General features: G+C 71.5%; 22 protein-coding genes. 12 read left to right on the forward strand and 10 right to left on the reverse strand.

Going from position 1 to position 26,181, the window contains the following annotated elements; genetic code table 11:
• Positions 1 to 3 precede the first annotated feature (3 nt).
• From DEJ29_RS06365 to DEJ29_RS06375, 3 genes are read left to right on the forward strand one after another with little or no spacing between them, the layout of a single operon-like run.
• Positions 4 to 555, forward strand: a complete 552-nt coding sequence (locus DEJ29_RS06365; protein WP_111094638.1) for a hypothetical protein — start codon at positions 4 to 6, stop codon at positions 553 to 555.
• Positions 552 to 1,820, forward strand: coding sequence for a fibronectin type III domain-containing protein (locus DEJ29_RS06370; RefSeq protein WP_111094637.1), 1,269 nt, complete (start codon positions 552 to 554; stop codon positions 1,818 to 1,820). The genes DEJ29_RS06365 and DEJ29_RS06370 overlap by 4 nt, the downstream gene beginning before the upstream one ends.
• Positions 1,817 to 2,476 (forward strand): signal peptidase I, encoded by a 660-nt coding sequence (locus tag DEJ29_RS06375; RefSeq protein ID WP_181438156.1) that lies wholly within the window; start codon positions 1,817 to 1,819, stop codon positions 2,474 to 2,476. Before DEJ29_RS06370 ends, DEJ29_RS06375 begins: the two co-directional genes overlap by 4 nt.
• Here the strand turns inward: DEJ29_RS06375 and DEJ29_RS06380 are convergent.
• Positions 2,382 to 3,563: an epoxide hydrolase family protein gene (locus DEJ29_RS06380; protein ID WP_111094635.1), complete on the reverse strand. Its 1,182-nt coding sequence runs from the start codon at positions 3,561 to 3,563 to the stop codon at positions 2,382 to 2,384. The genes DEJ29_RS06375 and DEJ29_RS06380 overlap by 95 nt on opposite strands.
• A gap of 93 nt (positions 3,564 to 3,656) precedes the next feature.
• Here DEJ29_RS06380 and DEJ29_RS06385 point away from each other — a divergent pair, with 93 nt between their 5' ends.
• On the forward strand, positions 3,657 to 4,250 hold the full coding sequence (locus tag DEJ29_RS06385) for a MarR family winged helix-turn-helix transcriptional regulator (RefSeq protein WP_071404274.1): 594 nt from the start codon (positions 3,657 to 3,659) through the stop codon (positions 4,248 to 4,250).
• A complete protein-coding gene (locus DEJ29_RS06390) occupies positions 4,247 to 5,167 on the forward strand; it encodes an NmrA family NAD(P)-binding protein (RefSeq protein ID WP_111094634.1) in 921 nt (306 codons plus the stop codon). Before DEJ29_RS06385 ends, DEJ29_RS06390 begins: the two co-directional genes overlap by 4 nt.
• Here the strand turns inward: DEJ29_RS06390 and DEJ29_RS06395 are convergent.
• The 4 genes from DEJ29_RS06395 to DEJ29_RS06410 all read right to left on the reverse strand — a co-directional run bounded on the left by DEJ29_RS06395 (position 5,136) and on the right by DEJ29_RS06410 (position 11,791).
• Positions 5,136 to 5,453, reverse strand: coding sequence for a hypothetical protein (locus DEJ29_RS06395; RefSeq protein ID WP_284174163.1), 318 nt, complete (start codon positions 5,451 to 5,453; stop codon positions 5,136 to 5,138). The genes DEJ29_RS06390 and DEJ29_RS06395 overlap by 32 nt on opposite strands.
• Complete coding sequence (locus DEJ29_RS06400; protein ID WP_146248309.1) at positions 5,450 to 5,695, reverse strand: hypothetical protein; 246 nt, start codon at positions 5,693 to 5,695, stop codon at positions 5,450 to 5,452. The genes DEJ29_RS06395 and DEJ29_RS06400 overlap by 4 nt, the downstream gene beginning before the upstream one ends.
• A gap of 208 nt (positions 5,696 to 5,903) precedes the next feature.
• Positions 5,904 to 6,260: a nuclear transport factor 2 family protein gene (locus DEJ29_RS06405; RefSeq protein WP_258375917.1), complete on the reverse strand. Its 357-nt coding sequence runs from the start codon at positions 6,258 to 6,260 to the stop codon at positions 5,904 to 5,906.
• A gap of 59 nt (positions 6,261 to 6,319) precedes the next feature.
• Positions 6,320 to 11,791, reverse strand: a complete 5,472-nt coding sequence (locus DEJ29_RS06410; protein ID WP_111094631.1) for a discoidin domain-containing protein — start codon at positions 11,789 to 11,791, stop codon at positions 6,320 to 6,322.
• A 151-nt stretch (positions 11,792 to 11,942) separates the two neighbouring features.
• On the opposite strand from DEJ29_RS06410, the gene DEJ29_RS06415 reads away from it, so the two are divergent.
• On the forward strand, positions 11,943 to 13,097 hold the full coding sequence (locus DEJ29_RS06415) for a low temperature requirement protein A (RefSeq protein WP_181438154.1): 1,155 nt from the start codon (positions 11,943 to 11,945) through the stop codon (positions 13,095 to 13,097).
• Between the two features lie 76 nt (positions 13,098 to 13,173).
• On the opposite strand, the gene DEJ29_RS06420 is transcribed toward DEJ29_RS06415, so the two are convergent.
• Positions 13,174 to 15,003 (reverse strand): BCCT family transporter, encoded by a 1,830-nt coding sequence (locus tag DEJ29_RS06420; RefSeq protein ID WP_258375916.1) that lies wholly within the window; start codon positions 15,001 to 15,003, stop codon positions 13,174 to 13,176.
• Between the two features lie 365 nt (positions 15,004 to 15,368).
• On the opposite strand from DEJ29_RS06420, the gene DEJ29_RS06425 reads away from it, so the two are divergent.
• Genes DEJ29_RS06425 through DEJ29_RS06440 form a run of 4 tightly spaced genes read left to right on the forward strand, consistent with a single transcriptional unit; the run spans position 15,369 to position 21,060 of the window.
• On the forward strand, positions 15,369 to 16,640 hold the full coding sequence (locus tag DEJ29_RS06425) for an ABC transporter substrate-binding protein (protein WP_111094629.1): 1,272 nt from the start codon (positions 15,369 to 15,371) through the stop codon (positions 16,638 to 16,640).
• Between the two features lie 25 nt (positions 16,641 to 16,665).
• Positions 16,666 to 17,637 (forward strand): carbohydrate ABC transporter permease, encoded by a 972-nt coding sequence (locus DEJ29_RS06430; RefSeq protein WP_111033103.1) that lies wholly within the window; start codon positions 16,666 to 16,668, stop codon positions 17,635 to 17,637.
• Entirely contained in the window at positions 17,634 to 18,545 is a 912-nt protein-coding gene (locus DEJ29_RS06435) for a carbohydrate ABC transporter permease (protein WP_111038946.1), read from the forward strand. Before DEJ29_RS06430 ends, DEJ29_RS06435 begins: the two co-directional genes overlap by 4 nt.
• 10 nt (positions 18,546 to 18,555) lie before the next feature.
• Positions 18,556 to 21,060 (forward strand): glycoside hydrolase family 31 protein, encoded by a 2,505-nt coding sequence (locus tag DEJ29_RS06440; RefSeq protein ID WP_111094628.1) that lies wholly within the window; start codon positions 18,556 to 18,558, stop codon positions 21,058 to 21,060.
• A gap of 124 nt (positions 21,061 to 21,184) precedes the next feature.
• Here DEJ29_RS06440 and DEJ29_RS06445 read toward each other — a convergent pair whose 3' ends face one another.
• The 4 genes from DEJ29_RS06445 to DEJ29_RS06460 form a co-directional block, all read right to left on the reverse strand.
• Complete coding sequence (locus tag DEJ29_RS06445) at positions 21,185 to 22,231, reverse strand: LacI family DNA-binding transcriptional regulator (RefSeq protein ID WP_111094627.1); 1,047 nt, start codon at positions 22,229 to 22,231, stop codon at positions 21,185 to 21,187.
• An 89-nt stretch (positions 22,232 to 22,320) separates the two neighbouring features.
• Complete coding sequence (locus DEJ29_RS06450; RefSeq protein WP_111094626.1) at positions 22,321 to 23,034, reverse strand: GAF and ANTAR domain-containing protein; 714 nt, start codon at positions 23,032 to 23,034, stop codon at positions 22,321 to 22,323.
• Positions 23,031 to 23,744, reverse strand: coding sequence for a GAF and ANTAR domain-containing protein (locus DEJ29_RS06455; protein WP_111094625.1), 714 nt, complete (start codon positions 23,742 to 23,744; stop codon positions 23,031 to 23,033). The genes DEJ29_RS06450 and DEJ29_RS06455 overlap by 4 nt, the downstream gene beginning before the upstream one ends.
• Positions 23,737 to 24,525 carry a helix-turn-helix transcriptional regulator gene (locus DEJ29_RS06460; RefSeq protein ID WP_146248308.1) on the reverse strand — a complete coding sequence of 263 codons (789 nt, stop codon included), beginning with the start codon at positions 24,523 to 24,525 and terminating at the stop codon, positions 23,737 to 23,739. The genes DEJ29_RS06455 and DEJ29_RS06460 overlap by 8 nt, the downstream gene beginning before the upstream one ends.
• 183 nt (positions 24,526 to 24,708) lie before the next feature.
• On the opposite strand from DEJ29_RS06460, the gene DEJ29_RS06465 reads away from it, so the two are divergent.
• The gene (locus DEJ29_RS06465) at positions 24,709 to 25,041 is read left to right on the forward strand and encodes a hypothetical protein (protein ID WP_181438153.1); all 333 of its coding nucleotides are present in this window, start codon (positions 24,709 to 24,711) and stop codon (positions 25,039 to 25,041) included.
• A complete protein-coding gene (locus tag DEJ29_RS06470; protein ID WP_181438152.1) occupies positions 25,035 to 26,075 on the forward strand; it encodes an AraC family transcriptional regulator in 1,041 nt (346 codons plus the stop codon). Before DEJ29_RS06465 ends, DEJ29_RS06470 begins: the two co-directional genes overlap by 7 nt.
• The last annotated feature ends 106 nt before the right edge of the window (positions 26,076 to 26,181 follow it).

Raw genomic sequence — 26,181 nt, forward strand, 5'->3', positions numbered from 1 at the left:
GCGATGACCGGCTGGCCGACGGCGACGTTGCTCGCCGTCGCCGCGGTGGGGATCGTGGCGGTCGTCGCCATCTCCACCGACGGTGGCACGTTCGCACTCCTCAGCGCCCGGTCCTCGACCGAGCCCGCGAGGATCACCGCCGGGTCCGCGGACCTGTCGCTGAGCAGTCTCGCGCTGCCGTCCGCACCGCTCTACCCCGGTGCCACCGAGTTCGGCGTGGTCACCGCGACGAACACCGGCGACGTCCCCCTCGACCTCGGCGTCGCGATGGCGCGAGCCGGCACGACGACGTCGACCTCCGGCGTCCGCAGTGACCTGCGGGTGACCGTCGGTGCTGCGACGTCGGCGGCCGTGTGCCGGGCCGGCGGCGTGCGCCCCACGTGGTCCGGCACGCTCGACTCGACCTCGCCACGGTCCGCGGGCATCGCACTGCCCCCGGGTGCCGCCGTCGTCCTCTGCCTCGCCGTCGCGATGCCGGCCGATGCAGCCGCCTCGCAGCAGGGCCTCGCCACCGACTTCACCACGACCATCAGCGGGACGCAGGCAGGATCATGACCGACCGCACTCCACGTCGACGCGTGCTCCTGCTCGGAGCGACGGCCGCCGCGGTCGTCGCGCTCGAACTCGTGAGCGGCGGGACGGCGTGGGCGACGTGGACCGCCCCCGCGCAGTCCGTCCGGGCCGCCGCGACGACCGGCTCCGTCTCGGTCGTCATCCGCGGTGTCGAGGACCTCGCCACCACGTACTCATCGGCCGCGCTGTCCCACACGGCGCTCGTCACGGTGTCGAACTCGGGGTCCGTCCCCGCCACCACCTCGCTCTCGCTCGCGGCGACCGCCGGGTCAGCGGTGTCGAGCGCCGTCCGGGTCGACGTCTGGCAGTCCACGAACGCCAACCCCTGCTCCGGTGCTCCGTCGAGTGCGGCGATCACCGGTTCGGGCACGACGATCGCCCCCGTGGTCGCCACCCTCGCCGCCGGCGCGGGCCGTTCGACCTGTGTGCGGACGTCGGTCAACCAGGGCCAACGCTTCGACCTCTCCGGAGGCTCGACCACCCTCGACGCGACCGTCACCGCCCGTCAGGGGGCCTGGGTCGGCACCGCGCACGCCCGCGCCGCCCAGAGCGTCGCCGACACCGTCACCCCGTCGGTGCCGTCGAAGACCGCCGAGACCGACAGCAGCATCACCGTCACCTGGGCAGCGCCCGCGGACACCAGCGGCATCGGGTCCTACGCCGTGTACCGCGACGGCGTCCTGGTCAGCGTGACGTCGGCGTCCGTCCGGTCCTTCACCGACACCGGTCTGCAGGTCTCGAAGTACTACGCGTACACGGTGCGAGCGGTCGCCAGCGGGGCGGGCGGCCACGCGTCGCCGTCGTCTCCCGGCATCCAGCACGCCACCGGCTGGTACACGTCGACGAGCCGGTACGTCCTGCGGAACGACGCCACCGGCACGTGCGTCGCGAGTGGTGGGTCGGCGTCCGGCTCGCCGATCACCACGACGTCCTGCACGACCAGCGCGACGCAGACCTGGCGCTTCACGCCCGAGGACGACTGGCTCCGGATCACGTCGCCCTCGAACCCGTCGCTGTACTGGGACGCCCCGAGCGACCGGTCCGCCCTGCTCCGTCCCGACAACGACATCAGTGCCCAGAAGTGGACGGCCGAAGCGGTCGGCGCGGGCAGCGGGCTCTTCCGGTTCCGCAACCGGAACGACCTCTGCCTGACGGCGTCGAGCGGGTCCGCCGCCACCAACCCGATGACGGTCGCCGACTGCAGCACGTCCGGACTCCAGCTGTTCTCCCTCCGGGCCACGTCGTGACGACCGCAGTGCCGCAGGCGAAGCCGGAGCGGGAGCCGCAGCCGCTGGGTGCCCGCTGGTCGGGCGCCCTCCGGCTGCTGGGCCAGACGGCCGCGGTCCTGCTCCTGATCGTCGTGGTCGGGCTCGCGGCGCTGGCGATCCTGGTGCCGCGGATCACCGGTTCGGTGCCGCTCACCGTGCTGACGAGCTCGATGGAGCCGGGGATGCCACCGGGCACCCTGGCGGTCGTCCGCCCGGTGGACCCCTCCGACATCGGTGTCGGCGACATCGTCACCTACCAGATCCGGGTCGACCGGCCCGGCGTGATCTCGCACCGGGTGGTCGCCGTCGCGATCGGGGCCGACGGCCGCCGCCTGTTCACGTTCAAGGGCGACAACAACTCCGCCGTCGATCCCGAACGGGTGGTCGCCGCGCAGGTCATGGGCCGGGTCTGGTACTCGATCCCCGGCCTGGGGTTCGTGAACACCGCCGTCGCGGGCGACGCGCGGGCCTGGCTCGTGCCGACCCTGGGCGGCGTGATGATCGGCTACGCCCTGCTGCTGGTGATCCGCTCGGTCGCCGTCACCGGAGCCCGCGGAACGTCGCACGGACGTCGTCGACGAGCAGCTCCGGCTGTTCGAGCATCGCGAAGTGCCCGCCGCGCGCCACCTCGTTGAAGAACACCAGGTCGGTGTACCGGCGCGCTGCCCAGCGGCGCGACGGGCGGACGTACTCGCCCGGCATGATGCTCAGGCCGACGGGCAGGGTCAGCGGCTCCTCGACGGTGCCCGGGGTGGCCCAGCCGGTCCGCGTCGCCTCCCAGTAGATGCGCGCCGACGACGCCGCGGTGTTCGGCAGCCAGTACAGCATGACGTCGTCGATGATCTCGTCGAGCGGGAAGAGCCGTTCGGCATCGCCGTGTTCGTCGTGGGAGCCGCCGACGTCCTGGAACATCGCGTAGATCCACGACGCCAGCCCGACGGGGGAGTCCGCCAACGAGTAGCCGATGGTCTGCGGGCGGGTCGACATCTGCTGCGAGTAGGCCGACAGCTCCCGCCAGTAGTGGCCGCTCTCCTGCAGCATGACCTGCTCGTCGGGGGACGCGTTCCGGGCTTCGTCGTCGGTGGGCATGAACAGCGCCATGTTGAGGTGGATCCCGGCGAGCCCGATGTCGTCGGCGGCCTGCAGTGCCGCGAGCTCCGCGGTGACGGTGGCGCCGAGGTCACCGCCCTGGGCGAACCAGTCCGTGTACCCGAGCCGGGACATCAGCACCGACCAGGCACTCGCGGTCCGGGCGGTGTTCCACCCGGTCGACGTCGGCTTCCCGGAGAAGCCGAACCCGGGCAGGCTCGGGATCACGACGTGGAAAGCGTCCGCCGCGTCGCCGCCGTGCGCCACCGGGTCGGTGAGCGGACCGATCGCGTGGCGGAACTCCAGGACGGAACCGGGCCAGCCGTGGGTGAGCAGGAGCGGACGGGCACCGGGGACGGCGGACCGGACGTGCAGGAAGTGGACCTCGAGCCCGTCGATGTGGGTCGTGTGCTGGCCCCAGCCGTTCAGCAGTGCCTCGGTCCGGCGCCAGTCGTACTCCGTCGTCCAGTGTTCGACGAGGGCGCGGACCTTCTCGAGTCGGGGCCCCTGCGAGGTGTCCTCGACGGTCTCGGCATCGGGCCAGCGGGTGGTCAGGAGACGGCGGCGCAGGTCGTCGAGTTCCGCCTGGGGGACGTCGAGGGTGAACGGGGTGATGGCTGCGGTGTCCGACATGGGGTCCTCGGCTGCTCGGCGTCAGGGCGGTTGTCCGTCTTGACCGCAGATGATCTTTGCACAAGACGATCTTGTTCCGGTACGGTCTCCGGTATGGACAGTCCGACGCCGACCGACGCGCTCCCCGAGATCGACTGGGGTGCCGAGGGCATCGAATCCGAACTCGGGTGGGCGCTGCCGCTGGCGCTCCAGGGCTTCACGCGGCTGGGCAGCGAGGCGGTCGCCGACGTGCCGGGTGGTCCCCGTGGCTACCAGGTGCTCGTCGCGACCACGACCGAGGAGCCGTCGTCGCAACTCGGGCTCGCGCAGCGCCTCGGGATCGACAAGACCCAGATGACCTACATCGTCGACGCGCTCGAGGCGGGCGGGTTCGTCGAACGCCGCCCTGCCCCGACGGACCGGCGGGTGCGGCAGGTCCACCCCACCGACGCCGGGCGTGCCCTGCTCGCCCGGACGCGGTCCGCCCTGCGCGGCGCCGAGGGCGTGCTCATGCGGCACCTCGACGACGACGAACAGACGACACTGCGCCGGCTGCTGGCCCGCGTCGCGCTCACCGCCGGGCTCGGCACCGCCGGACCGGACCAGGCGGACCCCACGTTCCAACACCCCCTCGCCGTCCCGGAGCGATCCCGACGGCGCACCGCGACGACCACGTCGACCACCACTGCAGTGAGGCCCCGCCCATGACCACCACCATCCTCGTCGCCGGCGCCACCGGCGACCTCGGGCACCGCATCGTCCGCGAGCTCACCCAGCACGACGTGCGGGTCCGGGTCCTCACCCGGCCCGGCAGCAGGACCGCCGCAGAACGCTTCGGCGACGACGCCCGTGTCGACGTCGTCGCCGCCGAGTACGGCGACCACGACGCCCTGACCCGGGCCGTGAGCGGCGCCGACGTCGTGGTCTCCGCCGTGAGCGGGACCCGCCCGGTGATCGTCGACGCCCAGCGCGCGCTGCTCGCGGCGACCGTGGCGGCGGGCGTCCGGCGGTTCATCCCGTCCGACTACTCGGCTGACTACCGGCGGATCACACCCGGCACCAACCGCAACTTCGAGCTGCGGCGCGAGTTCGCCGCCGACCTCGATGCGGCCCCGGTGCAGGCGACCTCGATCCTGACCGGCATGTTCACCGACCTGCTGACCGGCGAGGCCCCGATGATCCTGTCCGGCCGTCGGCTCGTGCTGTTCTGGTCGTCGGCGGACCAGGTGCTCGACTTCACCACGAAGGACGACGTCGCCCGCGTCACGGCCCTCGCCGCCCTGGACGACGATGCTCCGCGGGTGATCGAGATGGCGGGCGACCAGGTCACCGCACGCGACGTCGCACGCACCATGAGCGAGCTGACGGGGGAGCGCTTCCGGCTGCAGTGGGCCGGCACCACCGGCACCCTGTCCGCGATGAGCGCCGTCGGCAGGCGCCTGTCGAAGGACCCGGACGAGACGTTCCCGGCATGGCAGGGGATGCAGTATTTCGTGAGCATGTTCAGCGGGCAGGCGCAGCTGCACCACGTCGACAACGACCGCTACGGCGTGCAGTCGTGGACGAGTGTCCGTGACGTGCTCCGCGCGCACCTCAGCGGACAGGGCCACCCGGCGACGGACTGACGGGCGCGGTGTGCGGTCGTCGGCGACGGAGCAGGAACACGAGCCCGACGACGACGACCGGCACCAGCGCGAGTGCGGCGAGCCAGACGAGGACGTCCCACTCCGGTGAGAGCGGCACGCCGAGCGTGCTCGACGAGGTCCGCCAGACCTGGTCGCCGGGCCCCTCGTGCTCGTCCATCCCCGTGACCGGGAACAGCAGTGCCGTCACGACCGCCCAGCCGACCAGCACCACGACGGCGATCAATGTCCACGGGCGAGGACTTGCCGCAGGGCCTGTGCGCGTCATCGGACGGCCCTGCCAGACCGGACCGCCCGGACGATCTGCCAGCCGCAGACCGCGAGCACGACCGCGCCGGTGACAGCCGCGACCCACGTGCCGGCGACTCCGATCATCGGCGTGGTCGTGCAGGAGGTCGCGCCCGCTCCGGGGACGGCGTCGAGACAGGTGGTCGTCTGGACCAGCAGCAACATCGACACCGTCACGGTGACGACCACCGCGACCGTGGCCCACCCCACCACTCGTTCCACCGTGCGCTCCGTCCTGCCTGCCATCGGTGGCTCAACCATGCCGCACGCCGGGCCGGACCGGTGTCTCGATCCGGCAACGACTCGACCGTACCGACAGGCGGACGGGAGGACCGGTGTCAGCTGGCACCGGGCCTCCCGTCCGTCAGCCGCTCACGGTGACCGCATCGCTCGCGCCCGACTGATCGCCACCACCTGCGGGTGGTGGCGGTCAGTCGGTCAGCAGCGTGTAGACCTTCGCGATGACATCGCCCTCGATGAAGCAGATGTCCATGCCGGACACGACGGGCGGTGCTCCCTCGGGGCCGAAGTGCCAGGCGAGGTATCCCATCCCGTGGTTCTCGTAGACCGGGCCGGCCGGCGAGAACACGAACCCGGGGGCGTCGTCGAGCAGGCGCTGCGCCTTGGCGTGCAGGGCGTCGTGGCCGGTGACGACCTCGTCAGGGTCCAGGAATTCGACGTCCGGAGCGTACGTCCGCTCGATCGCGGCGCGGCGACGCTCGGGGTCCCGCTCCCCGAACACCTCGAACAGGTTCGCGTGCATGAGCGATTCGAGCGGTTGCGACATCGTGTCTCCGTCGGTTGTCGGCTGTTCGGTCGAGTGTGCGTGAAGCGGGGGCGTCAGCGCTACCGGATCTCGAGGTCGTACAGCGAGTAGCCGTACGGGGTCGCCCGTTCGACACCGTGCACGCGGACGTACCGCCACGAGCCGTCCAGGGCGTGCCGGTCGGTCCTGCCGTCACCGTCGGTCTCGGTGGCGAGGGTCGTCCACCCGTCGTCGCCCGCGTTCCGCGCCTCGATCCGGTAGGAGCGTCCGAAGGCGTCCTCCCACCGGAGCACCGCGCCGTGCAGGCGGTGCGGCGCGCCGAGGTCGACGGCGAGCCACTGGTCGTCGGTGTGCCCGCTCGCCCAGCGCGATCCCGGGTCGCCGTCCACGGCGTTCCGTGCGGGGACGCCGTCGCCCTCGTCGGCCGATGACGACACGGTCGCCCGTCGTGCCAGGTCCGGCGTCGGTTCGCCCTGCGTCGAGGTGACGCGGAGGTCCCAGAGGGAGACACCGAACGCAGTGTGCCGGCGGTCTGCGACGACCCGGACCCAGCGGCCGGTGACGTCGTCGCCCTCCAACCGGTGGATCACCTCGCCGCCGGTCCCGTGGGCTTCTTCCGCGACGGTCCGCCAGGGGGCGTCTTCGTCGTCACGGACCTGGACGCGGTAGGCCTCGGCCCACGCGGCCTCCCAGTCGAGCTGCACCTGGTCGATCGGCACGACCTGCCCGAGGTCGACCGCCAACCACTCACCGTCGCGTGCTGCGCTGGCCCACCGGGTCCGGTCGTCGCCGTCCACCGCGTTGCCGCCGGACAGGTCGCCGCGCTCGTCCGACGAGGTGGTGACGGGCTTGCCGGCGGCCACGTCACGAGAGCGGGCGGGTGCCGTTCCGCCGTCGTCGTCACCGTCGGTCGCCTCGTCGAGGGTCGTGACGGTGGCCGTCCCGGATGCTCCTGGCACGGTGGCCGTAACCGTCGCGGTCACGCCGCCCTCGGTCGCTGCGGTGACGACGCCGTCCGGTTCGACACTTCCGCCGCCGTCGACGGCCCACTCCGGGCGGTCCGCGGCGAGCCGCCCGCCGAACCCGTGGCGGTCGAACCCGTAGGCCGCCATCCGGACCGTGTCACCGGTGCGGACGGTCGCGGTGCGCGGCGCGACGAGGACGTCCTCGACGTCGACGGTCGAGGCCGCCGGGGTGCCGGACACGTGCACCTCCCAGATGGAGTACCCGTACCCGGTGAGGCGGTCGGTCAGGTGCAGGCGCACGAACCGGGCGGTCTCGCCCACGGGCACCGTGTCCATGTCGGCCGTTGTCTTGTCGACGGTCCGCACGTCGCGCCAGGGGCCGTCGGCGGTGTCCCGGACCTGCAGCACGTACCGTGCGGCGGCGGCGTTCTCCCAGTCCACCCGCACGGTGTCGACGTCGGTCAGCCGCCCGAGGTCGATCGTGTAGTCGACCTCGTCCACACCGTGCGCGCTCTCCCACCGGGTGCTGCGGTCCCCGTCGACGGCCTTCCCGGCGACGTTCCCGCCGTCCGAGGAGCTCGCGTCGACGTCGGCACCCGCTGCGGCGTCGGGGATCGACGTCACCGAGGCGACGACCGCCGAGCCCTCGACACCGCCACCGGTCGCGACGACGTACCCGGAGCCCGCGGCGGTGGTCGTCACGGTGCCGTCGGTCCCGGCGCTTCCGGCACCGGTGTACGACCAGGTGACGTCGGCGGGCAGGGCCGCCGGGTCGCCGTACTGGTCGTGGCCGGCGGCACGGAACCGCTGTGGCGTCCCGACGATGAGCCGGTCGAAGCCGGGCGTGACATCGAACCCGGTGAGGACCGGTGCCGGTGCGACCCGGAAGGCGTACGACCCGTGCACGCCGCCGATCGTGGCGGTGACGGTCGCCCGCTCCGCGCGCTCCGATGCACGGTGGACGCCGTCGGCGCTGATCGTGCCGGTGTCGGTCGACCAGGTGACGTCGTCCAGCGCGACGGTGGCGCCGTACTGGTCGTAGCCGGTGGCGGTGAAGGTCGTGGTCGCACCGGGGACGATCGTCTTCGGGGCGCCCTCGGTGCTGACGACCACCTCGGTGAGCCGCGCGTCCAGGTGCGACGTGATCTGCGTCTGCGCCGGGACCGCGATCTGGCCGATCACCTCGGTGCCCTCGTAGACGTCGTACGTGTGCTGCACTATGTCGGGGTTGTCGAGCACGTAGCTGATCGTGCCGTCCGGTGCGCGGAACACCTGGCTGAGCGGGTCCGAGGTGTGGCGGTCGGTGACCTCGGTGCCGACGGTCCGGTTCGACATCGCCTGGTGGTAGACGAGGCCGGCCATCGACTGTCCGGTCACGGCCGGGTCGTCGGCGGCCCACAGTGCGGCGTGCACGTCGGCGTAGGTGTCGGGGTCGTACTGCCCGAGGAACCCGAGGACGACGTTGCCGAGGGCGTCACCCATGCCGCTGAACACCCGCGCGGCGTGCTCGGTGTCCTCGCCCGGGGTGTGGTCGGTGAGGTCGACGCCGTACAGCTGGTCGATGGTCGCGGTGTCGGCGCGGAAGTCGTCCACCAGGAACGGCATCAGCGGGGACGGCGTCGGCCAGTCCTGGGGCTTCCGGTCGGCGGTGGGACCGTCGAGCTCGGTGGGCACCAGCGAGTCGGGCAGGTTCTCCGGGGTCCAGTACCGGTCCGGGAACACCACCCGTCCGTCGTCGTCCACACTCACCAGCAGGGTGTCGGTGGCCGGGTCGTACAGGGGGTTCGCCGCGGTTCGCCGGGTGACGTACCCGGGGTGGTTCGTCTCGACCGCGCGGATCGCGTCCTGCAGCTCACCGATCGCGGCCGGGCGGTCGCGGGTGATCTTCACGTCGCCGTAGCTGCCGACGCCCCACCACTTCTTCGTGAGCATCTGGATGCGTGCCGCGTTGCCGTCGGTGACGCCGGCCTGCCCGATGGACTCCGGGCGGGCGGCCATCATCTCGCGCATCAGTGCCTTCGAGAAGCCCGGGTCCCAGCCGAAGTAGTCGAACCACGGGGCGATCGGCATCCACTGGATGCCGGAGATCCAGGCGGGGTCGCCCGAGAAGTACGTGGCGTGGGCCTGCCCGGAGTCGAACAGGATCCCCGCCTGCCCGTGCTCGTACTCGTCCGGGAACGCGCCGTTGCCGTCGTACGACGCCGAGGCGGGGTTGCCGCGGACGTTCTGCCAGTAGTCGCGGACGGCCGCGCGTTCGGTGACGTACTGCACCGCACCGGCGGCCTGCATCTCGTCGTCGCCCAGGACCGAGCCGAGCAGGAAGAGCCCCGCCTCGGACTGGATCGCCTCGGACGACGACTCCTGGTTGTTGCCGCCGGGTGACGACACACCGCCGGCGTTCGACCGGCCCTCCCAGACGCCGAACGTGCGCATGTGCGGGAACCGGGCGTCGTCGCGGTCCCAGTTCGCGTACTGCTTCGCGACGAGTGTCGCCATGCCCTGGTACTTCGCGGCCCACTCGTGGTCGACCCGGCCGAGCATGGCGGTCGCGACGGCGAAGTACCCGTAGTGGAAGTGGTTGTCGTTGAACTGGGCCGACCCGTACGAGTCGGCGAACCCGATCAGGGCCTTCCACGTCGGGTACATCGCGAAGAAGTGCTCCGCTTCGCCGTCCGTGTACGTGTACCAGTCGGTCAGGGCGCGCTCGAGGGTGTCCTGCAGCGTCCGGGCGTCCTCGGTGGCACCGATCTGCCGCGCGATCGTCATGTACTCGGCGAGCTGCAAGACGTCCTTGCCGCCCCAGTAGGTGTCCCCGCCGTACGTCGTCTTCGCGGCGTAGTCGTGCAGGTACTCCCGCATGACCTGCTCGGAGTACGGGTCGTCGCCGACCGCCTCGGGTGTGGCGCCGATCGGGGTCATGCCCGTGAACGCGTAGTCCAGGGTCCAGCCGCCGTGGCCGACGGTGGTCCGCATGGTGCCGCGCGGGGTCTCGTACGTGGCGCCGGTGAAGCGCAGGTTCGTGGTGGCGTCGGCGTACTGGTGCTGCAGCCAGCCCTGCACGGTGTCGTGGTCGTCGCCCTGCAGCGCGTCGGTGCGGATCGCCCACTGCTGGCGGACGTTCGCCGCCGCCGGGTCGTACGAGTACGTCATCGTCGTGTCACGGGGGACCGCGAAGGCGGTGCGGTGCAGGTCGTCGAGGGACAGGCCCCGCTCGGGCACCGCGCTGAGCACCAGGTAGAGCGTGCCGGATGAGGCCTCCAGCGCGTTTCCGACACGCGTGAAGGTCGTCCTGTCGGGGGCGTGCACGCCGAAGACGTGGCCGTCCTGGCGGATCTCGAACCGGTCCGTCGTCACCGGCAGGTCGAGCGGTTCGCCGTCCCCGTCGGTGATCTCGGCACCGTCCTGCAGGGTGAGGCGCGGGGTAATGCCGTGGAACTCGAACCACTCGTACGGCGAACCCTGCACGCTCGTGACGTCCATGTACTGCCCGCCCGGGCCGTCCTGCGGCATCCGCCAGCTGACGTTCCAGTCACCCCAGCGGAGCGCATCGGCCTGCTTCGCCCGGAACGTGGTCGCGAAGCGGTCGGCCAGACCGTCCGGGGCGTCGGTGAGCAGGACTTGGTCGACCAGCACGTGTGCCCACCCGGCCCGCAGGTCGTCGACGATCCGCAGCTGCGCGGACTGCCCCCGGTGGGCGGAGACGTCCCAGCTGTCCCAGCGCAGCTGTTCGCTGTCCGTCCCGGTGCTGCTCGCCACGACGTCGCCGTCGACCAGGAGCTGCACGGCTTCGTGGTCGGGGTGCCGGCCACCGCCGACCAGGAACGCCAGGGTCGACCGGTCGATGGTGAAGGTCGGCGAGGTGAGCGTCCCCGTCGCGCCGTCGCCGTCCTCGTCGCTGAACGAGTTCAGGAAGCGTCCGCCGAGCCAGCCGGAGACAGCACTCTGCCCGGCGGCCGTCCCCGTGGCCGTGCCGGTGAACGCGTCACCGGTCGCGGTCCAGCCGTCGGGCACGCCGTCCTCGAAGTCGGCGAGGGTGCGATCGCTCGCGTCCGGGCTCGGCTCGACGGTCCCGCCCACCGTCACCGGGGCCTCCAGGCGCATCGCCGTGCCGTCGCTGTTCCACCGCGTCGGGATCGTGAGCTTCGTGCCCGCAGCACTGTTCGACGAGACGAACGGGTACGCCCACATGTCGCCGGAGTACTTGCTGACCAGCAGGTCCGTCCACCACTGGTTCGTCGGCACCGGCTCGCCGGCCTTCGACGGGTCGATGTACAGCCGCTGGTCCAGCGTCTTCCGCACGTCCGCGATGTCGGTGATCTCGTCCGGCGGGGTCGGCGCGTAGGAGCCGGAACCCACCTGCACGCCGTCGGCGGCGGGACCGACGCTGGACGGGCCTCCAGGCTGGCCCTCCGGTGCGGCCACCGCAGCGGTCGGATCGGCCGGTGAGCGCGGGGTGTCCGAGGTCGCGGCGTTCGCCGGGGTGACGGCGAACGCCAGCAGTGTGGCAGCGGTCAGCGCGCCGGCAGCGGCGCTGACCGCCGCTGCGCGGAACGACCGGGGACGGACGGCGGGACGCGGTGAGGTCACCGGGACTCCTGTCGGAACGGTTCGGCCGTGCACGACGTACACGGCCGTGGACGGCGGGGTCTGGTGGTGCGGGGCCTGCACCCGGACAGATCGGCCGCACCGGTCCCGCCGTCAGCAGTCCGCGTTCTCGGGATGCCCTACCGTTGGCCCCATGCCGACCATCGGACTGCGCCGGATGGTGCCGCGCGACCCCGACCAGCGACACCGCGCCGCGAGCCCCCTGGAGCTCCTGTTCGACCTGGTGTTCGTCGTCGCGGTGGGCTTCGCCGCGACGAACCTGCACGAGATCGAGCTCGAGGGACACGTCGCCTCCGCCGTCCTGGCCTACGGGCTGGTGTTCTTCTCGATCTGGTGGGCGTGGATGAACTTCACCTGGTTCGCCACGTCGTTCGACACCGACGACTGGCTCTACCGGGTGATGACGTTCGTGCAGATGGCGGGGGTGCTCGTCCTCGCCGCCGGGGTGCATGCGGCCATGGTCGAGAACGACTTCACGATCGGCGTCATCGGCTACGTCGTCATGCGGCTGGCCCTGGTCGGGCAGTGGATCCGCGCCGCCGCGTCCTCCACCCGCTACCGGCGGACCGCCACCCTGCACGCCGTTGGCATCACGGTCGTGCAGGTGCTCTGGGTGGTCTCCCTGGCCCTGCCCGACGACGTCTGGTCCTATGCGGCACCGTTCCTCGTGCTCGCCGAGCTGTCCGTGCCGATCTGGGCGCAGACCTCGACGGGGACGGCCCCGTGGCACACCCGGCACCTGGCCGAGCGGTTCTCCCTGTTCACCCTCATCGTCCTGGGCGAGGGGCTGGTGGCCTCGGCCGGCGCGGTGATCGACGCCCTCTCGCACACCGAGCACCTCGGGGCCCTGCTGGCGCTCGCCGGGTGCGGGCTGGTGATCACCGTGGGCATGTGGTGGATCTACTTCTCCCGTGAGCAGCACGCACACATCCGCTCGCTGCCCACCGCGCTCGTGTTCGGCTACGGCCACTACTTCGTCTTCGCCGCCGCCGGTGCCCTGCCCGCCGGCATCGAGGTCGCGGTCAGCGCCGACGCCGGACACGTTGCGCTGTCGTCCGCCTCGGTCGCCGCGACCGTCGCGGTGCCGGTCGCGGTGTTCGTGCTGTCGATCTGGGCGCTCGCGATCCGGCCGTCGCTGTCGGCACGGGCCAACGCCGTCGTGGTGGTCCTGGTGCTCGTGGTCCTCGCGTCGATCGCGGTGCCGACGGTGTCGCTGCCGGTCACGGCGCTCGCCGTGGTGGCGGTCGTCGTGACCCTCGAGGTCGCGTCCGCACGGACCGAGACCTGACGCACTGACGGACGGGAGGCACGGTGCCAGCTGGCACCGTGCCTCCCGTCCGTCAGGTGGTCGTGTCGACGGCCCGTCAGCGCTCCGGCTGCGCCGTCGCGGGTCCGTCGTCCGACGCCGGTCGCGCGTCGAGGCTCGGGTCCACCGCCGGGTCGGCCGAGACCGACTCCGGCCGTACCGGGAAGCCGTCGAGCGCACCCGCGCCCACCGTCGGGGACGTGGTTCCGCGACCGCCGCGCACGCGGTTCTTCACCGCGGCCCACGGACGGCCGAGGCCGGACCGTGCCGGACGCTCGGTCGGCGCCTCGACCTCGAGGCCGTAGTACGCGCCGACGTGCTCGAGCAGGACCTCGCGCTCGGCCTTGTCGTAGGCCCGGCGCTCGCGCGTGAAGGCGATGATCGTCGACCAACAGGTGAGCAGCAGGACGATGCTGAACGGCAACGCGGTCGTGATCGCCGCCGTCTTCAGGGCGTTCAGTCCACCGCTGAGCAGCAGGGCGACGGCGAGCAGCGCAGCGACACCGGCGAAGAAGACCCGCAGCCAGTTCTTCGGCTCGATGTCACCGCCCGACGCGATCATCGCCATCACGAGCGACCCGGAGTCCGACGAGGTCACGAAGAACACGCCGATGAGCAGGATCGCGCCGTAGGTCAGGACCATGCCGGCGGGCAGGTCGCCGAGGACCGCGAACAGCGAGCCCTCGATGTCGACCGAGCCGTCCGAGCCGATCAGGCCACCCGAACCGTCGGTCTGGCGGTGGATCGCGGTGCCACCGAGGACGGCGAACCACAGGAACGTGAGCGCGGTCGGCACCAGCAGGACACCGAACACGAACTGGCGGACCGTGCGGCCCTTGGAGATGCGGGCGATGAAGACACCGACGAACGGGGCCCACGACATCCACCAGCCCCAGTAGAAGGTGGTCCAGGCACCCTGCCAGGCCTCGCCCTCGGCGCCCTGCTGTGCGGTGACGTTGAACGAGAGGCCGACGATGTTCTGCAGGTAGGAGCCGATCGACTGCACGAAGTCCCGCAGCAGGAACTGCGTCGGGCCGACGATGAGCACGAACAACAGCAGTGCGGCGGCGAGCAGCAGGTTGAAGTTCGACAGGATCTTCATGCCCTTGGTCACACCGGTGACGAGCGAGACGATCGTGACGGCCGTGATCACCGCGATGATCGCGATCTGGCTGACGATGCTGCTGTCGGCGATGCCGGCGCTCTCGAGTCCGGCACCGATCTGGATGACGCCGAGGCCGAGCGAGGTCGCCACACCGAACAGCGTGCCGACCAGGGCGATCACGTCGATCAGGTTGCCCCAGCCACCGCGGACGCGGTTGCCGAGCAGCGGCTCGAGGGCCCAGCGGATCGACACCGGGCGACCCCGGCGGTGGATCGCGTACGCCAGGGCCAGGCCGAGGACGACGTAGATCGCCCACGCGTGCAGGCCCCAGTGCAGGAACGTCTGGGTCAGTGCCTGCTGCGCGAGCTCCTTCTCGTTCCCGGTGACGCCGGGGCGCGGGGAGGCGAAGTGGCTGAGGGGCTCGGAGACGCCGTAGAACACGAGGCCGATGCCCATGCCGGCGGCGAAGAGCAGCGAGAACCACGAACCGGTCGAGAACTCGGGCTCGTCCTGGTCCTTGCCGAGCTTGATGTCACCGAAGCGGCTGAAGCCGACGAACAGCGAGAAGCCGACGAAGAACGCGGCGATCAGCACGTAGTACCAGCTGAAGTTCTTGACGATGCCGTCCTGCAGACCGAGGAACAGCGCCTCGGCGGTGGAGGGGGAGATCAGGGTGAAGGCCACGAACCCCAGCACGATGACGGCGGCGGGCCAGAACACCCACCGCCGCAACTGCGGTGTCGTGGTCGCGGGTCCGGGCAGGGGAGGAGTGGTGCTTGCCATGCAGCCCATGGTGCCTGCTCGCGTTCCTGTGCGTTCGCCCAGGCGTGTCGTGGGCGCTGCCGTGGTGCGCCCCCGGAGCGCTCCGTGCGAGGTTCCGCACTCGGTGCGGCGCTCCGGCCCTCGCACGGAGTGTGCAACCTCGCACCAAGCGGCGGCGCGCGGCGGTGGACGCGCTGCGCGGCGGACGGGAGGCGCGGGGCGGGCTGGCACCGTGCCTCCCGTCCGTGGGGCGCACGGACCACTGCCACATGCGATTACAACGTTGACGTACGCTTTACAGCGCTGTAAACAAGAGCCTGCGCGACGATGCGCGACGAGGGAGAGACCCGATGGTGGGAAGCAGGACCGCAACACTCCAGGCGGCGGTGAGCCGGCGGGGGTTCCTCGCGGGCGCGGCCGGTGGCATCGCACTCGGCACGATGGCGCTCGCCGGGTGCGCGACCCCGGGGCGTGCCGCCGGTGGTGCCACGACGCTCCGCTTCTACGAGCAGAAGCAGGAGGTCATCGCGTACTTCGACAAGCTGCTGCGGAAGTTCGAGGGGGAGCACGCCGGCTTGTCGGTCGTGCACGACAGCACAGCGGCCATCGCGCCGCAGTTCGTGCGCGGTGAACCGGCGGACGTCGGGTGCTTCAACGACAACCTCGAGCTCGCCCGGTACATCTCGCGCGGCGTGCTCAGCGACCTCAGCGACCTGCCGTCCGCGGCGCGGGTCCGACCGGACATCGACACCCTGACGAACCAGTACGCGAAGTTCGAGGACCGCACGAGCGTGCTGCCGTACTCGCTCGCGGCGGCGGGAGTGATCTACAACAAGCGCATCTTCGCCGAGCACGACCTGCCGGTCCCGACGACGTGGGACGAGTTCGTCGAGGTCTGCCGGACACTGCAGAAGGCTGGCGTCACGCCGATCTACGCCACCGACCGGGACACCTGGACGCTCTGGCAGGGCCTGTTCGACTACTCCGTGGGCAGCCTCGTCGACACCGGCTCGTTCTTCCGGAAGATGAAGGCCCTCGGCGCCGACGTCGGCCCCGACTCCGAGGTGTCGTTCGAGAAGGACTTCGCGGTGCCGATGGAGCGCGCGAAGACCATCTCGTCGTTCTTCAACCGCGACCACGCCACCCGGGCCTACGCCGACGGCAACCTGGCGTTCGGCAAGGGCGAGGCCGCGATGTACCTGCAGGGCCCGTGGGCGCTCGGGCAGATCGCGCTGATCGACGACAAGCTGCCCGTCGGAACCTTCGCCCTGCCGGTGTCGAACGACCCGGCCGACCGCAAGGCCCGGGTCAACATCGACCTCGGGCTCTGGATCCCCACGGCGTCCGAGCACCCGGAGCAGGCGAAGGAGCTCGTCGAGTTCCTCATGCAGCCCGAGGTCATCGACGCCTACAACCGCGACAACCTGGCGTACTCGCCCCGCATCGACGCACCCCCGCAGCAGGACGAGCGCCTCGCCGGCCTGCAGCAGTACGTCGACGACGCCGCGTTCTACCAGGGCGCCGGCACCTTCATCCCCACGTCGATCCCGCTCGGCAACTACCTGCAGTCGGCGATCCGGAGCGGGGACTTCACCTCGATGCTGCAGCGGCTCGACTCGGACTGGCGGCGGCTCGCCGGCCGTTCCGCGACGGTCTGAGCCGGACCAGGACACAGGAGCCACCATGACCATGCAGACCCCGCTCTCCCGCGACACCGACCCGGACACCTCCGGACCGGCGACCGACGCAGCCCGCACGCACCGGCGTGTGGGTTCCCGCGGTGTCGGTTCACTCAGCCGCACCGAGGGCATGTACTACCTGTTCCTCGTGCCGGCCCTCGTGCTGTTCACGGCGTTCGTCGTCGCCCCCGCCTGCGTCGGCGTCTTCTACAGCTTCACCGACTACCTCGGGTTCGGGCAGTGGGACTTCATCGGCGTCGAGAACTACAAGGCGCTCGTCTCCGACCCGGCGATCCTGGCGTCGTACGGCTTCACGCTCGGCTTCGCGGCCGTCACCGTCGTCGTGACGCAGGTCGTCGCGTTGTCCCTGGCGATCGCGCTGGCGAAGAAGATCCGGTTCGCCGCCGGGTTGCGGTCGGTGTTCGTCATCCCGATGGTGATCTCGGGGATCATCGTCGCCTACGTGTTCAACTTCCTGTTCTCGAACACCGTGCCGGCCCTGGCCACCAGCGTCGGCTTCGGCCCGCTCGAGCAGAGCATCCTCGGCGACCCGAACCTCGCCTGGCTCGCGATCGTGATCGTGTCCGCCTGGCAGACCGTGCCGGGCGCGCTCCTCATCTACACGGCGGGGCTGACGTCCATTCCCGAGGAGCTGTACGAGGCCAGTGCGCTCGACGGCGCGACCGGCTGGAAGCAGCTCCGCTCGATCACGCTCCCGCTGCTCGGCGGCTTCATCGTCATCAACACCGTGCTCGGTGTGAAGGGCTACCTCGGCGCCTACGACGTGATCGTCGGTCTGACCAACGGCGGCCCCGGCAGCGCGACGAGCAGCGTCGCGATGACCATCTTCGGTGGCTTCACCGGCGGCGACTACGCCTACCAGATGGCGAACGCGACCGTGTTCTTCATCATCACCGTCCTCATCTCCGTGCTGCAGCTCGCGGCGACCCGCGGAAGGAACCTGCGACTCGCATGACCGCCATCGACACACGACCCCCGACCGACACCCGCGCCGTGACCACCGGCGGCACCGGTCGCTCCGGCCGCGGCCCCCGCCGACGACTGGGCGGCACGAACTGGACGCTGACCGTGGTCCTCGGCCTCGCGTCGCTGACCGTGCTCATCCCGCTGTACGTGACGCTCTCGATGGCGTTCAAGACGACCGAGCAGTCCGTCGACGGCAATGCACTCTCGCTGCCGTTCCCGTTCAACCCGGGCTCGTTCGCCGAGGCCTGGCAGCTGACCCGGTTCCCGGTGTCCTTCTCGGTGTCGCTGGGCGTCGCGGCGCTCACCGTCGTCGCCACGCTGCTGCTCAGCTCGTTCGCCTCGTACGCGATCGTCCGGAACTGGCACAAGCGGTTCTTCCGGTACTCGTTCGTCTACCTGCTCGCGGCGATGTTCCTGCCGTTCCCGGTGGTGGCGCTGCCGCAGATCAAGCTGACCGCCGAGATCGGCCTCGACAACCCGATCGGCGTCGGGATCCTGCACGCCATGTTCCAACTGTCGTTCAGCGTGCTGCTCTACTCGGCGTACCTGCGGTCGATCCCGGTCGAGCTCGAGGAGAGCGCCCGCATCGACGGGGCGTCCACGTGGCAGATCTTCTGGCGGATCATCCTGCCGCTGCTCGGCCCGATGAACGCGACGGTCGGCATCTTCGCGTTCCTGGCATCGTGGAACGACTTCATGATGCCGTCGCTCATCACGGCGGATCCGGGGTTGCAGACCCTGCCCGTGGTGCAGAACATCTTCCAGAGTCAGTTCGGCACCAACTACAACGTCGCCTTCGCCTCGTACCTGATGGCGATGGCGCCCACGATCATCGTCTACCTGTTCGCGCAGCGCTGGGTCATCAGCGGCGTGACGCAGGGCGCGGTCAAGAGCTGAGAGGCACCACGTGAGCAGCAGCAGCACCACCGGCAGCACCGACGCCGTCCTCCCCACCATCCGTCCGTTCCCGGGTTCGGACCCGGTCGCCGACCCCGAAGCCGTCGTCACCGGCGACCACTGGCGCATCACCGTGCTCGACGCCGGGGCGTTCCGCGTCGAGTGGAGCGACGACGGCGGGTTCGAGGACCGCGCATCGACCTTCGCGATGCGCCGACGCCTGCCCGTGCCGGCGTTCACCGTGGAGCAGACGGCAGCCGCCGACGGCCACGGCGCCGACGGCACCGGCACCGGCACCGCCGGCGTCGTCGTCACCACCGACCGTGCCCGACTGCGCTACGACGGCCGTCCCTTCAGCCCGAGCGGCCTGGTCGTCGAGACCACCGGTCCGGACGCCAACCGCTGGCGCTGGGGGCAGGAGCCGCGCGACCTCGGCGGCACCGGCCGCACCCTCGACGACGTCGACGGCCGGATGCCGCTCGAGCCGGGGATCCTGGCGCGCGACGGCATCACCGCGCTCGACGACAGCGAGTCGTTCCTGTTCGCCGACGACGGCTGGATCGGCACGCGGGTCCCCGGGCGCCGTGACGTCACGGTCTTCGCGTACGGCCGCGACTACGACGCCGCGCTCCGCACGTACCACGCCGTCTCCGGCCCGCCGTCGCGGATGCCGCGGTGGGCACTCGGCAACTGGTGGAGCCGGTACCACCCGTACAGCGACACCTCGTACCTCGAGCTGCTGGACCGCTTCGCCGCCGAACACCTGCCGTTCTCGGTCGCCGTCATCGACATGGACTGGCACCGGGTGGACTCGGTCCCGCCGCGCTTCGGCAACGGCTGGACGGGGTACTCCTGGGAGCCGTCGCTGTTCCCGGACCCCGAGGCCTTCCTCGCCGAGCTGCACCGCCGGGGGATGCGCACGACGCTGAACCTGCACCCGGCCGACGGCGTGCGGGCGTTCGAGGACGCCTACCCCGCGGTGGCGCGGGCGATGGGCGTCGACCCGGAGACCGAGCAGCCGATCCCGTTCGACCCGACGGACCGGCGGTTCCTGCAGGCCTACTTCGAGCAGCTGCACCGCCCGCTCGAGGAGCAGGGAGTCGACTTCTGGTGGATCGACTGGCAGCAGGGTCGTGAGACCGGGTTGCCCGGGGTCGACCCGCTGTGGCTGCTCAACCACTTCCACCTGCTCGACTCGGCGCGACACGCCGCGTCAGGCGCAGGCGCAGGCGCAGGCGCAGGCGCAGACGCAGACGCAGACGAAGACGAAGCTGCAGCCCCCGTCGACGGCATGACCTTCTCGCGCTACGCCGGCCCCGGCAGCCACCGGTACGCCGTCGGGTTCTCCGGCGATGCCGTCGTGTCGTGGACGTCCCTGGCGTTCCAGCCCGAGTTCACCGCCACCGCCGCGAACATCGGCTACCCCTGGTGGAGCCACGACATCGGCGGCCACACCCGCGGCGTCCGCGACGACGAGCTCGCCACCCGCTGGGTGCAGTTCGGGGTGTTCTCACCGATCATGCGCCTGCACTCCGCGAACAACCCGTTCATCCGCAAGGAGCCGTGGGTGTTCCCGGCCGAGGCCCGTGCCGCGATGGGAGAGGCACTCCGCTTCCGTCACCGCCTGGTGCCGTACCTGCACACGATGAACCACGGCACCGCCGAGGGCACTCCGCTGGTCCGGCCGCTGTACCACCTGGAGCCGCGCCGCGACGAGGCGTACCGGGTGCCGAACACCTACGCGTTCGGTTCGGAGCTGCTCGTCGCCCCCATCGTGGCGCCGCGCGACCCGGTCAGCCGACACGGGGTCGCCCGGGCCTGGCTGCCGCCGGGCACCTGGACCGACGTCTTCTCCGGCACGGTGTACGCGGGTGACCGGTTCGTCGACCTGCACCGCACGCTCGACACCGTGCCGGTCCTGCTGCGCGCCGGAGGGATCCTGCCACTCGCGGCGGCCGATCAGCTCGACGCAACCGTCAACCCGACGGCGTTCGAGGTCCTCGTCGCACCGGGTGCGGCGGGTGACTTCACCCTGGTCGAGGACCACGAGGGCGAGGGCAGCCGCACCGCCCGGACCCGTCTGACCTGGGACCCAGAGCACGCCGAGTTCCGGGTGCACGCCACCACCGGGGCCCTCGACGTCGTCCCCGCCCACCGCGACTGGCGGATCACGTTCCTCGCCGCACCGGCCGACGGGCAACCGACATCGGCACGCTGGGCCGACCGGTTCTCGGTCGACGTGTCCGTCGACTCGGCGTCGGGCGGATCGGTCACGCTGGTCGGCGCTCCGGTCGTCGGTGTCGACGCGCGGGAGGCCGTGCGGCGGGTCCTCGAGGGCGCGCAGGCCTGCAACCCGGAGAAGCTCGAGGCGTGGGAGGTCGTGGCGAAGGACCTGCCGCGTGCGGACCGCATCGTCGAGCTCGGCACCGTCGGGCTGCCCGACGCCCTGCGGGACGTCGTCGTCGAGCTGCTCGGCAGCGTGCACCCGGGGGAGTCGGCTCCCGCAGGCCGCTGACGGCACGCGACGGGGGACGAGGCGGAGGGGCGGCTCGTGGCCGGGCCCGCCACGTGCCGTGGGACCGGCCGCACTGCAGACTGGAGGCTCGTGGCCGGGCGCGCGCCGGGCCTCCCGTCCGTCGTCAGGCGCCCCGGTGCGCCGCCCGGTCGGACGTGCCGTCCGCGTACGGCGCGCTCTCGCCGACGAGCAGGCGGTGGCCGACCGTGACCAGCCGGCCGGGCACGTCGGAGCCGTCCATCCGCTCGACCAGCAGGTCGAGCGCGGTGTCGGCGAGGGCGACCGTGTCGGGCGCGACGGAGGTCAGGCTCGGCACCAGGCTCGACCCGAGGCCGACCGCGTCCCACCCGACGACGGCGACGTCGCCGGGGGCGTCCAGGCCGCGCAGGCGCATCGCCCGGAGCGCCCCGAGCGCGGCCAGGTCGTCGCGGCAGAGCAGACCGTCGACGCGGAGTCCGGCGTCGAGCGCGGCGCCGAAGGCGACCTCGGCACCGGCGGCGTCACCGACCTCGCGGGGGACCAGCAACGCGTCGTCGAGCGGCAGACCTGCGGCGACGAGTCCGGCACGGTAGCCGTCCAGACGCAGTCCGGACGTGCGCGACGACGGACCGGTCTCGTGCCCGAAGAACCCGATGCGGCGGCAGCCGAGCGCCACGAGGTGTGCGACGGCCTCGGTGGCGGCCCCGGCGTTGTCGATGACGACCTGGTCGGCGTGCGGGGGCCGGACGTCCTCGCCGAGGAACACCACGGCGGTGTCCCCGCGGATCCGGTCGATGGCCTCGGGCGTGAGCACCTGCGGGTGGATAACGACCCCGTCGACCACACCGGCCTCACGTCCCCGCACCGCTGAGCGTTCACCGTCGGGGTCGCCGCCGGTCTCCTCGAGCAGGAGCTGGTAGCCGCGGTCGGCGCACACCCGCGAGAACACGTGGGCCAGTTCGGCGAAGTACGGACGCCGCAGGTCGGGGAACGCGAAGGCGAGCATGTTCGAGCGTCCGGTCGCCAGGGACCGGCCCGAGACGTTGGGGCGGTAGCCCAGCTCGTCGATCGCGGCCTGCACCCGACTGCGCATCGGGTCGCTGACGTGCTGGTAGCCGCGGACGACGTTGGACACGGTCTTCATCGAGACGCCGGCGTGTGCGGCGACGTCCTGCAGCGTGACCTTGCCCATCCGCTCACCGTAGCGGGCGGAGGGGGTCGTGGTTGCTCGCCCGCGGTCGTGCGTGCTCGCCCGCAGTCGGGGTTGCTCGCCCGCGGTCGTCAGGGGACGAGTCGGCGTTGCACGATCGCGCGGGCGACCTCGGAGAGCTGCTCGTGGTGCTCGAGCGCGTACCCACGGATCACCGCGAAGGCGTCCTCGATCGAGACGCCGCGCAGGTACGACACGACGCCCTTGGCCTGCTCGATCACCTCGCGCGAGCCGATGGTCCGCTGCAGCTGCGCGCGGACGACCTCGTGCTCGCGCAGGGAGCGTTCGTGCAGGATGCCGATCGCCGCCACGTCCGCCAGGGCGCGGGCGACGCGCAGGTCCGACTCCACGAGCGCACCGACGCCGGCACCGAACAGGTTGAGCGTGCCGATGACGTTGCTCCCCAGCCGGAGCGGGACGGCGTGCACGGACCGGAACCCGAGCGCGAGCGCACCCGTGCGGAACATCGCCCACTCCGCCGGGGCGACCTCGATGTCCGGGCACGTCACGACCCGTCCGGTCGCGAACGAGGTCATGCAGGGGCCGGCCTCGGCGTCGAGCTGCAGCACCTCGACGAGCCGGGTCGCCTCGGAGGTCGAGGCCACGACCTCGAGCTCCTGGTCGTCGTTCGCCAGCAGGATGCCCGCGGCGTCGATGCCGAGCACGTCGACGCACGTCTCGACCAGGGTCTGCAGCAGCTCCACGACGTCGTAGGCGTCCACCAGGGTGTCGGCGAGCGACGTGAACGTCTCGAGGATCCGGGCTTCTCGGCCTGCCGTCGTCACTGGACCTCCTCGATCAGGTCGCCTCGCTTCTCGAACCGGACCGTGCCGTCGAGGATCCCCTCCGCCACCCGCCGCATCGTCGTCCGGCGAGCGAAGGCGTGCCCCTGCAACAGCAGGTAGGCGTCCTCGGGGCTGATGTCGAGCTGCGCGAGCACGACCCCTGTGGCCTGGTGCACCACACGCCGCGACGACGGGCTCCGATCGAGCAAGGCGTCGTCCTCGTCCGCGATGGAGCGGAGCGCCCGGCGCAGGACCCGGCGGCTGACGGCCGAGGCGAGGGTCATGGCCTGCCGCACGGTGTCGTCCTCGATCGTCGCGGGCTCCGGCACGTACACGTCGATCGCGCCGAGCGGGAACGGCCCGAAGGCGACCGGGAACGCGAAGACCGCGCCGAGGGGCTCGCTCCGAACCGCATCGTTGAAGGCGGGCCACGCGGCGTTCGGGCGCCGCACGAGATCCGTCTCCAGTACCGGGGCATCGGTCGCGAGCGCGGTCCAGCACGGTCCCTCGGACAGGTCGAGCTGGATCTCGTCGATCCGGGTGGCGACCTCGTCGGTCGCGGACACGGTCTCGCTCGGGCACAGGTCACCGAAGGTCGAGATCGAGACACCGCCCATCGGCAGCGCGAGCGCGAGCGGCCGACTGAGTTCATCGTCGGCGATCTCCGCCGACCGGAGCGCACGGAGTGCACGCTCGAATGCGTCATCCATGGGCGCCTTCCCTGCCGTCTGTCGATCCTACGCGCTGGTCGGTGTCGGACGATCCGGACGGCGCAGGCGTGTTCGGCGGTGGGCCGGCGCGCCAGGCGGGGAGTTCTGCGGGCGGGTACGACCCCTGCTCGTCCTGCACCCGGAGCATCGCGTCCAGCGCCAGCAGCGTCACACCGGAGGTCTCGCGCACCACCGTCCGCACCGCGTTGCCGAGCAGGAACGCCATCAGGTCCTCGCTGCCGCCGTCCGGCCGGTAGTCCCGCCACGGACCGGCCCCCGCTCGCTGCAGCGCACCGGCGAGCACCGCCTTCGCGTCGTCGACGTCGACCTCGCAGTCGAGCACCAGGCGGAAGCGCCGCTGGTTCCGGTCCGACAGGCTCGGTGCGCCGTCCTCGTCGTCCTCGGGCACGAAGGAGCGCAGCGCCGACGAGGGCGCGATCCCGTAGGCGGCACGGAACGCCGCAGCCATCCGGCCCGCGTTGCTGAACTGCCAGCGCTCGGCGATCTCCGCGATGGTCCGACGGTCCGGCGCTGCCGACGCTGCCTGCAGATCACGGCGCACGCCCTCGAGCCGGACCGCCCGCAGGTACACGCCGGGCGTCTGCCCGAGCTCGGCCTGGAACCGCTTCTGCAGGCTCCGGGGCGACAGCTGCACGGCCGCGGCGACGTCGGCGACGGTGATGTGGGTCGCGGCACGTTCCTGCACGAACCGGACGGCATCGCGGACTGCGCGGGAGATCCGAGGCGGTCCGTCCGGCACCGCGGTGCTCCCGTCGCTCATGGACTGACCGTACGACACCGTCGCGGCGCACACTCCCAGCGCCGCCGAACGGGGCGCGGATGGTCCGCCTTACGCGGTCTGTTGTCAACCCCTGACGTGACGGGAACTGTCCTGTCAATACTGAAAGTGTCTCGTGCACTGCTGCGGAAGCAGTGCGCCACATCGAACCGACAGGGAGGCGCGATGGGACACGCACAGGGAATCTCGACCACGGTGACCGACTCCGCCGTCTGGCAGCAGGTCGTCCACACCGATCGGATCCGCGCGCTCGCCGCGACGGACCCGACGGACATCCGCGTCCAGCCGGTCGACGCCGGGTGCTGGCGGGTGGTCGACGCCGCAGCTGCATGGGGGGACCCCGACATGCTCCTCGGCTTCATCGAGCGCACGGTGGACGGTTTCGACTGCACGCTCATGGCGGCGCTGCACGAGCACGACCGGCGAGCGAGCCTGCAGGACGCCCGCGCCTGGTTCGAACACCGCTGCGGAAAGCGCTTCGACGAGGCACCGTGCTGACCGCGGTCCACGGGACCGACGCCGCCCGGACCGTCACCGCGAGGATCGACGCGCAGCGACGCCGCACCGAACGATCCGGTACCGACCGGGCCTTCGCCGCACGCGTGCTCGCCCAGGCCGGGCACGGCCGTGACGTGCGCTTCGACGTCGAGGACGACGCCTTCCGGCTGCCGTTCCGGTTCCGCTACCGGACCCGACGGGACGGTTGCGTGAGCCTCGTCACCGCGTCGGCGACCTCCGGCTTCTCCGGGGTCTTCGAGCCCATCGACCGCATCGTCGTCGGGTGGTCGAGCACCGGAGGTGTCCACATCGCCGTCGAGGACGGCGTCGTCCTCGAGACCCGCCCGGGCACGCCCGTCCTGATGCCGACGTCCGGGGAGTTCTCGGTGCGCGCCCCGAAGGGCACGCTGCAGCTCGTGAGCATCGACCGGTCGCTCCTCGACCAGGTGCGCTCGTCGCTGGGAGCAGCGTCCGAACTGCCGACGCGGGGTGCCGAGCCCGCCGTCGCTGCCCTCGAACACCTGCGCCGGTGCGTCGAGCAGGTGGCCGTCACCGCGACGCGCGACGGGTTCACGTCCGGTGCCCGGACCGGTGCGCAGGTCGCGCTGGTCGAGGCCGTACTCGGAGCCTTCGGCGTGCGGACGCCCGCGGTCCTCCGCCGGGCGGTGACGCCGTCGACGGTCGAGCTCGCCGAGGCCTACCTCGACGGACACTGCGAGCGGACGTTGTGCCTGGCCGACATCTGCGACGCCGTGGGCGTGAGCCCGCGGACCCTGCAGACGGCGTTCATGCGGGAACACGGGGTCTCGCCGATGACGTTCCTGCTGCGGATGCGGCTCGACCGGGTGCACGCGGCACTGGAGTCCAGCAGCCGGCACGAGACGAGTGTGAGCGAGGCCGCGATGGCCTGGGGGTTCCGGCACCTGGGGCGGTTCTCGGGCACGTACTTCCGTCGGTTCGGGGAGTACCCGGGGCAGACGTTGCGTGCATCGTCCGGTCGGTGCGCGGACGGTCCGGAGCGCCACACGGGTTGAATTCGTGCACTACGCAACGTGTTCTGGACACCACGGTGAACACGCAAGTTCGGCCCCTAGGGTCGCCGCAAGCGCAATCGCGTGAACTCCCTCGAACCGGTTGAAG

Origin of the sequence: Curtobacterium sp. MCPF17_021 (genome assembly GCF_003234605.2) — a bacterium.
Taxonomy (GTDB): domain Bacteria; phylum Actinomycetota; class Actinomycetes; order Actinomycetales; family Microbacteriaceae; genus Curtobacterium; species Curtobacterium flaccumfaciens.

Excerpts from the sequence above, each read along its gene's own strand:
- DEJ29_RS06365 (WP_111094638.1), top strand. The coding sequence starts at position 4 with ATGACCGGCTGGCCGACGGCGACGTTGCTCGCCGTCGCCGCGGTGGGG.
- DEJ29_RS06370 (WP_111094637.1), top strand. The coding sequence starts at position 552 with ATGACCGACCGCACTCCACGTCGACGCGTGCTCCTGCTCGGAGCGACG.
- DEJ29_RS06380 (WP_111094635.1), bottom strand. The coding sequence starts at position 3,563 with ATGTCGGACACCGCAGCCATCACCCCGTTCACCCTCGACGTCCCCCAG.
- DEJ29_RS06385 (WP_071404274.1), top strand. The coding sequence starts at position 3,657 with ATGGACAGTCCGACGCCGACCGACGCGCTCCCCGAGATCGACTGGGGT.
- DEJ29_RS06390 (WP_111094634.1), top strand. The coding sequence starts at position 4,247 with ATGACCACCACCATCCTCGTCGCCGGCGCCACCGGCGACCTCGGGCAC.
- DEJ29_RS06395 (WP_284174163.1), bottom strand. The coding sequence starts at position 5,453 with ATGACGCGCACAGGCCCTGCGGCAAGTCCTCGCCCGTGGACATTGATC.
- DEJ29_RS06405 (WP_258375917.1), bottom strand. The coding sequence starts at position 6,260 with ATGTCGCAACCGCTCGAATCGCTCATGCACGCGAACCTGTTCGAGGTG.
- DEJ29_RS06415 (WP_181438154.1), top strand. The coding sequence starts at position 11,943 with ATGCCGACCATCGGACTGCGCCGGATGGTGCCGCGCGACCCCGACCAG.
- DEJ29_RS06420 (WP_258375916.1), bottom strand. The coding sequence starts at position 15,003 with ATGGCAAGCACCACTCCTCCCCTGCCCGGACCCGCGACCACGACACCG.
- DEJ29_RS06430 (WP_111033103.1), top strand. The coding sequence starts at position 16,666 with ATGACCATGCAGACCCCGCTCTCCCGCGACACCGACCCGGACACCTCC.
- DEJ29_RS06435 (WP_111038946.1), top strand. The coding sequence starts at position 17,634 with ATGACCGCCATCGACACACGACCCCCGACCGACACCCGCGCCGTGACC.
- DEJ29_RS06445 (WP_111094627.1), bottom strand. The coding sequence starts at position 22,231 with ATGGGCAAGGTCACGCTGCAGGACGTCGCCGCACACGCCGGCGTCTCG.
- DEJ29_RS06455 (WP_111094625.1), bottom strand. The coding sequence starts at position 23,744 with ATGGATGACGCATTCGAGCGTGCACTCCGTGCGCTCCGGTCGGCGGAG.
- DEJ29_RS06460 (WP_146248308.1), bottom strand. The coding sequence starts at position 24,525 with ATGAGCGACGGGAGCACCGCGGTGCCGGACGGACCGCCTCGGATCTCC.
- DEJ29_RS06465 (WP_181438153.1), top strand. The coding sequence starts at position 24,709 with ATGGGACACGCACAGGGAATCTCGACCACGGTGACCGACTCCGCCGTC.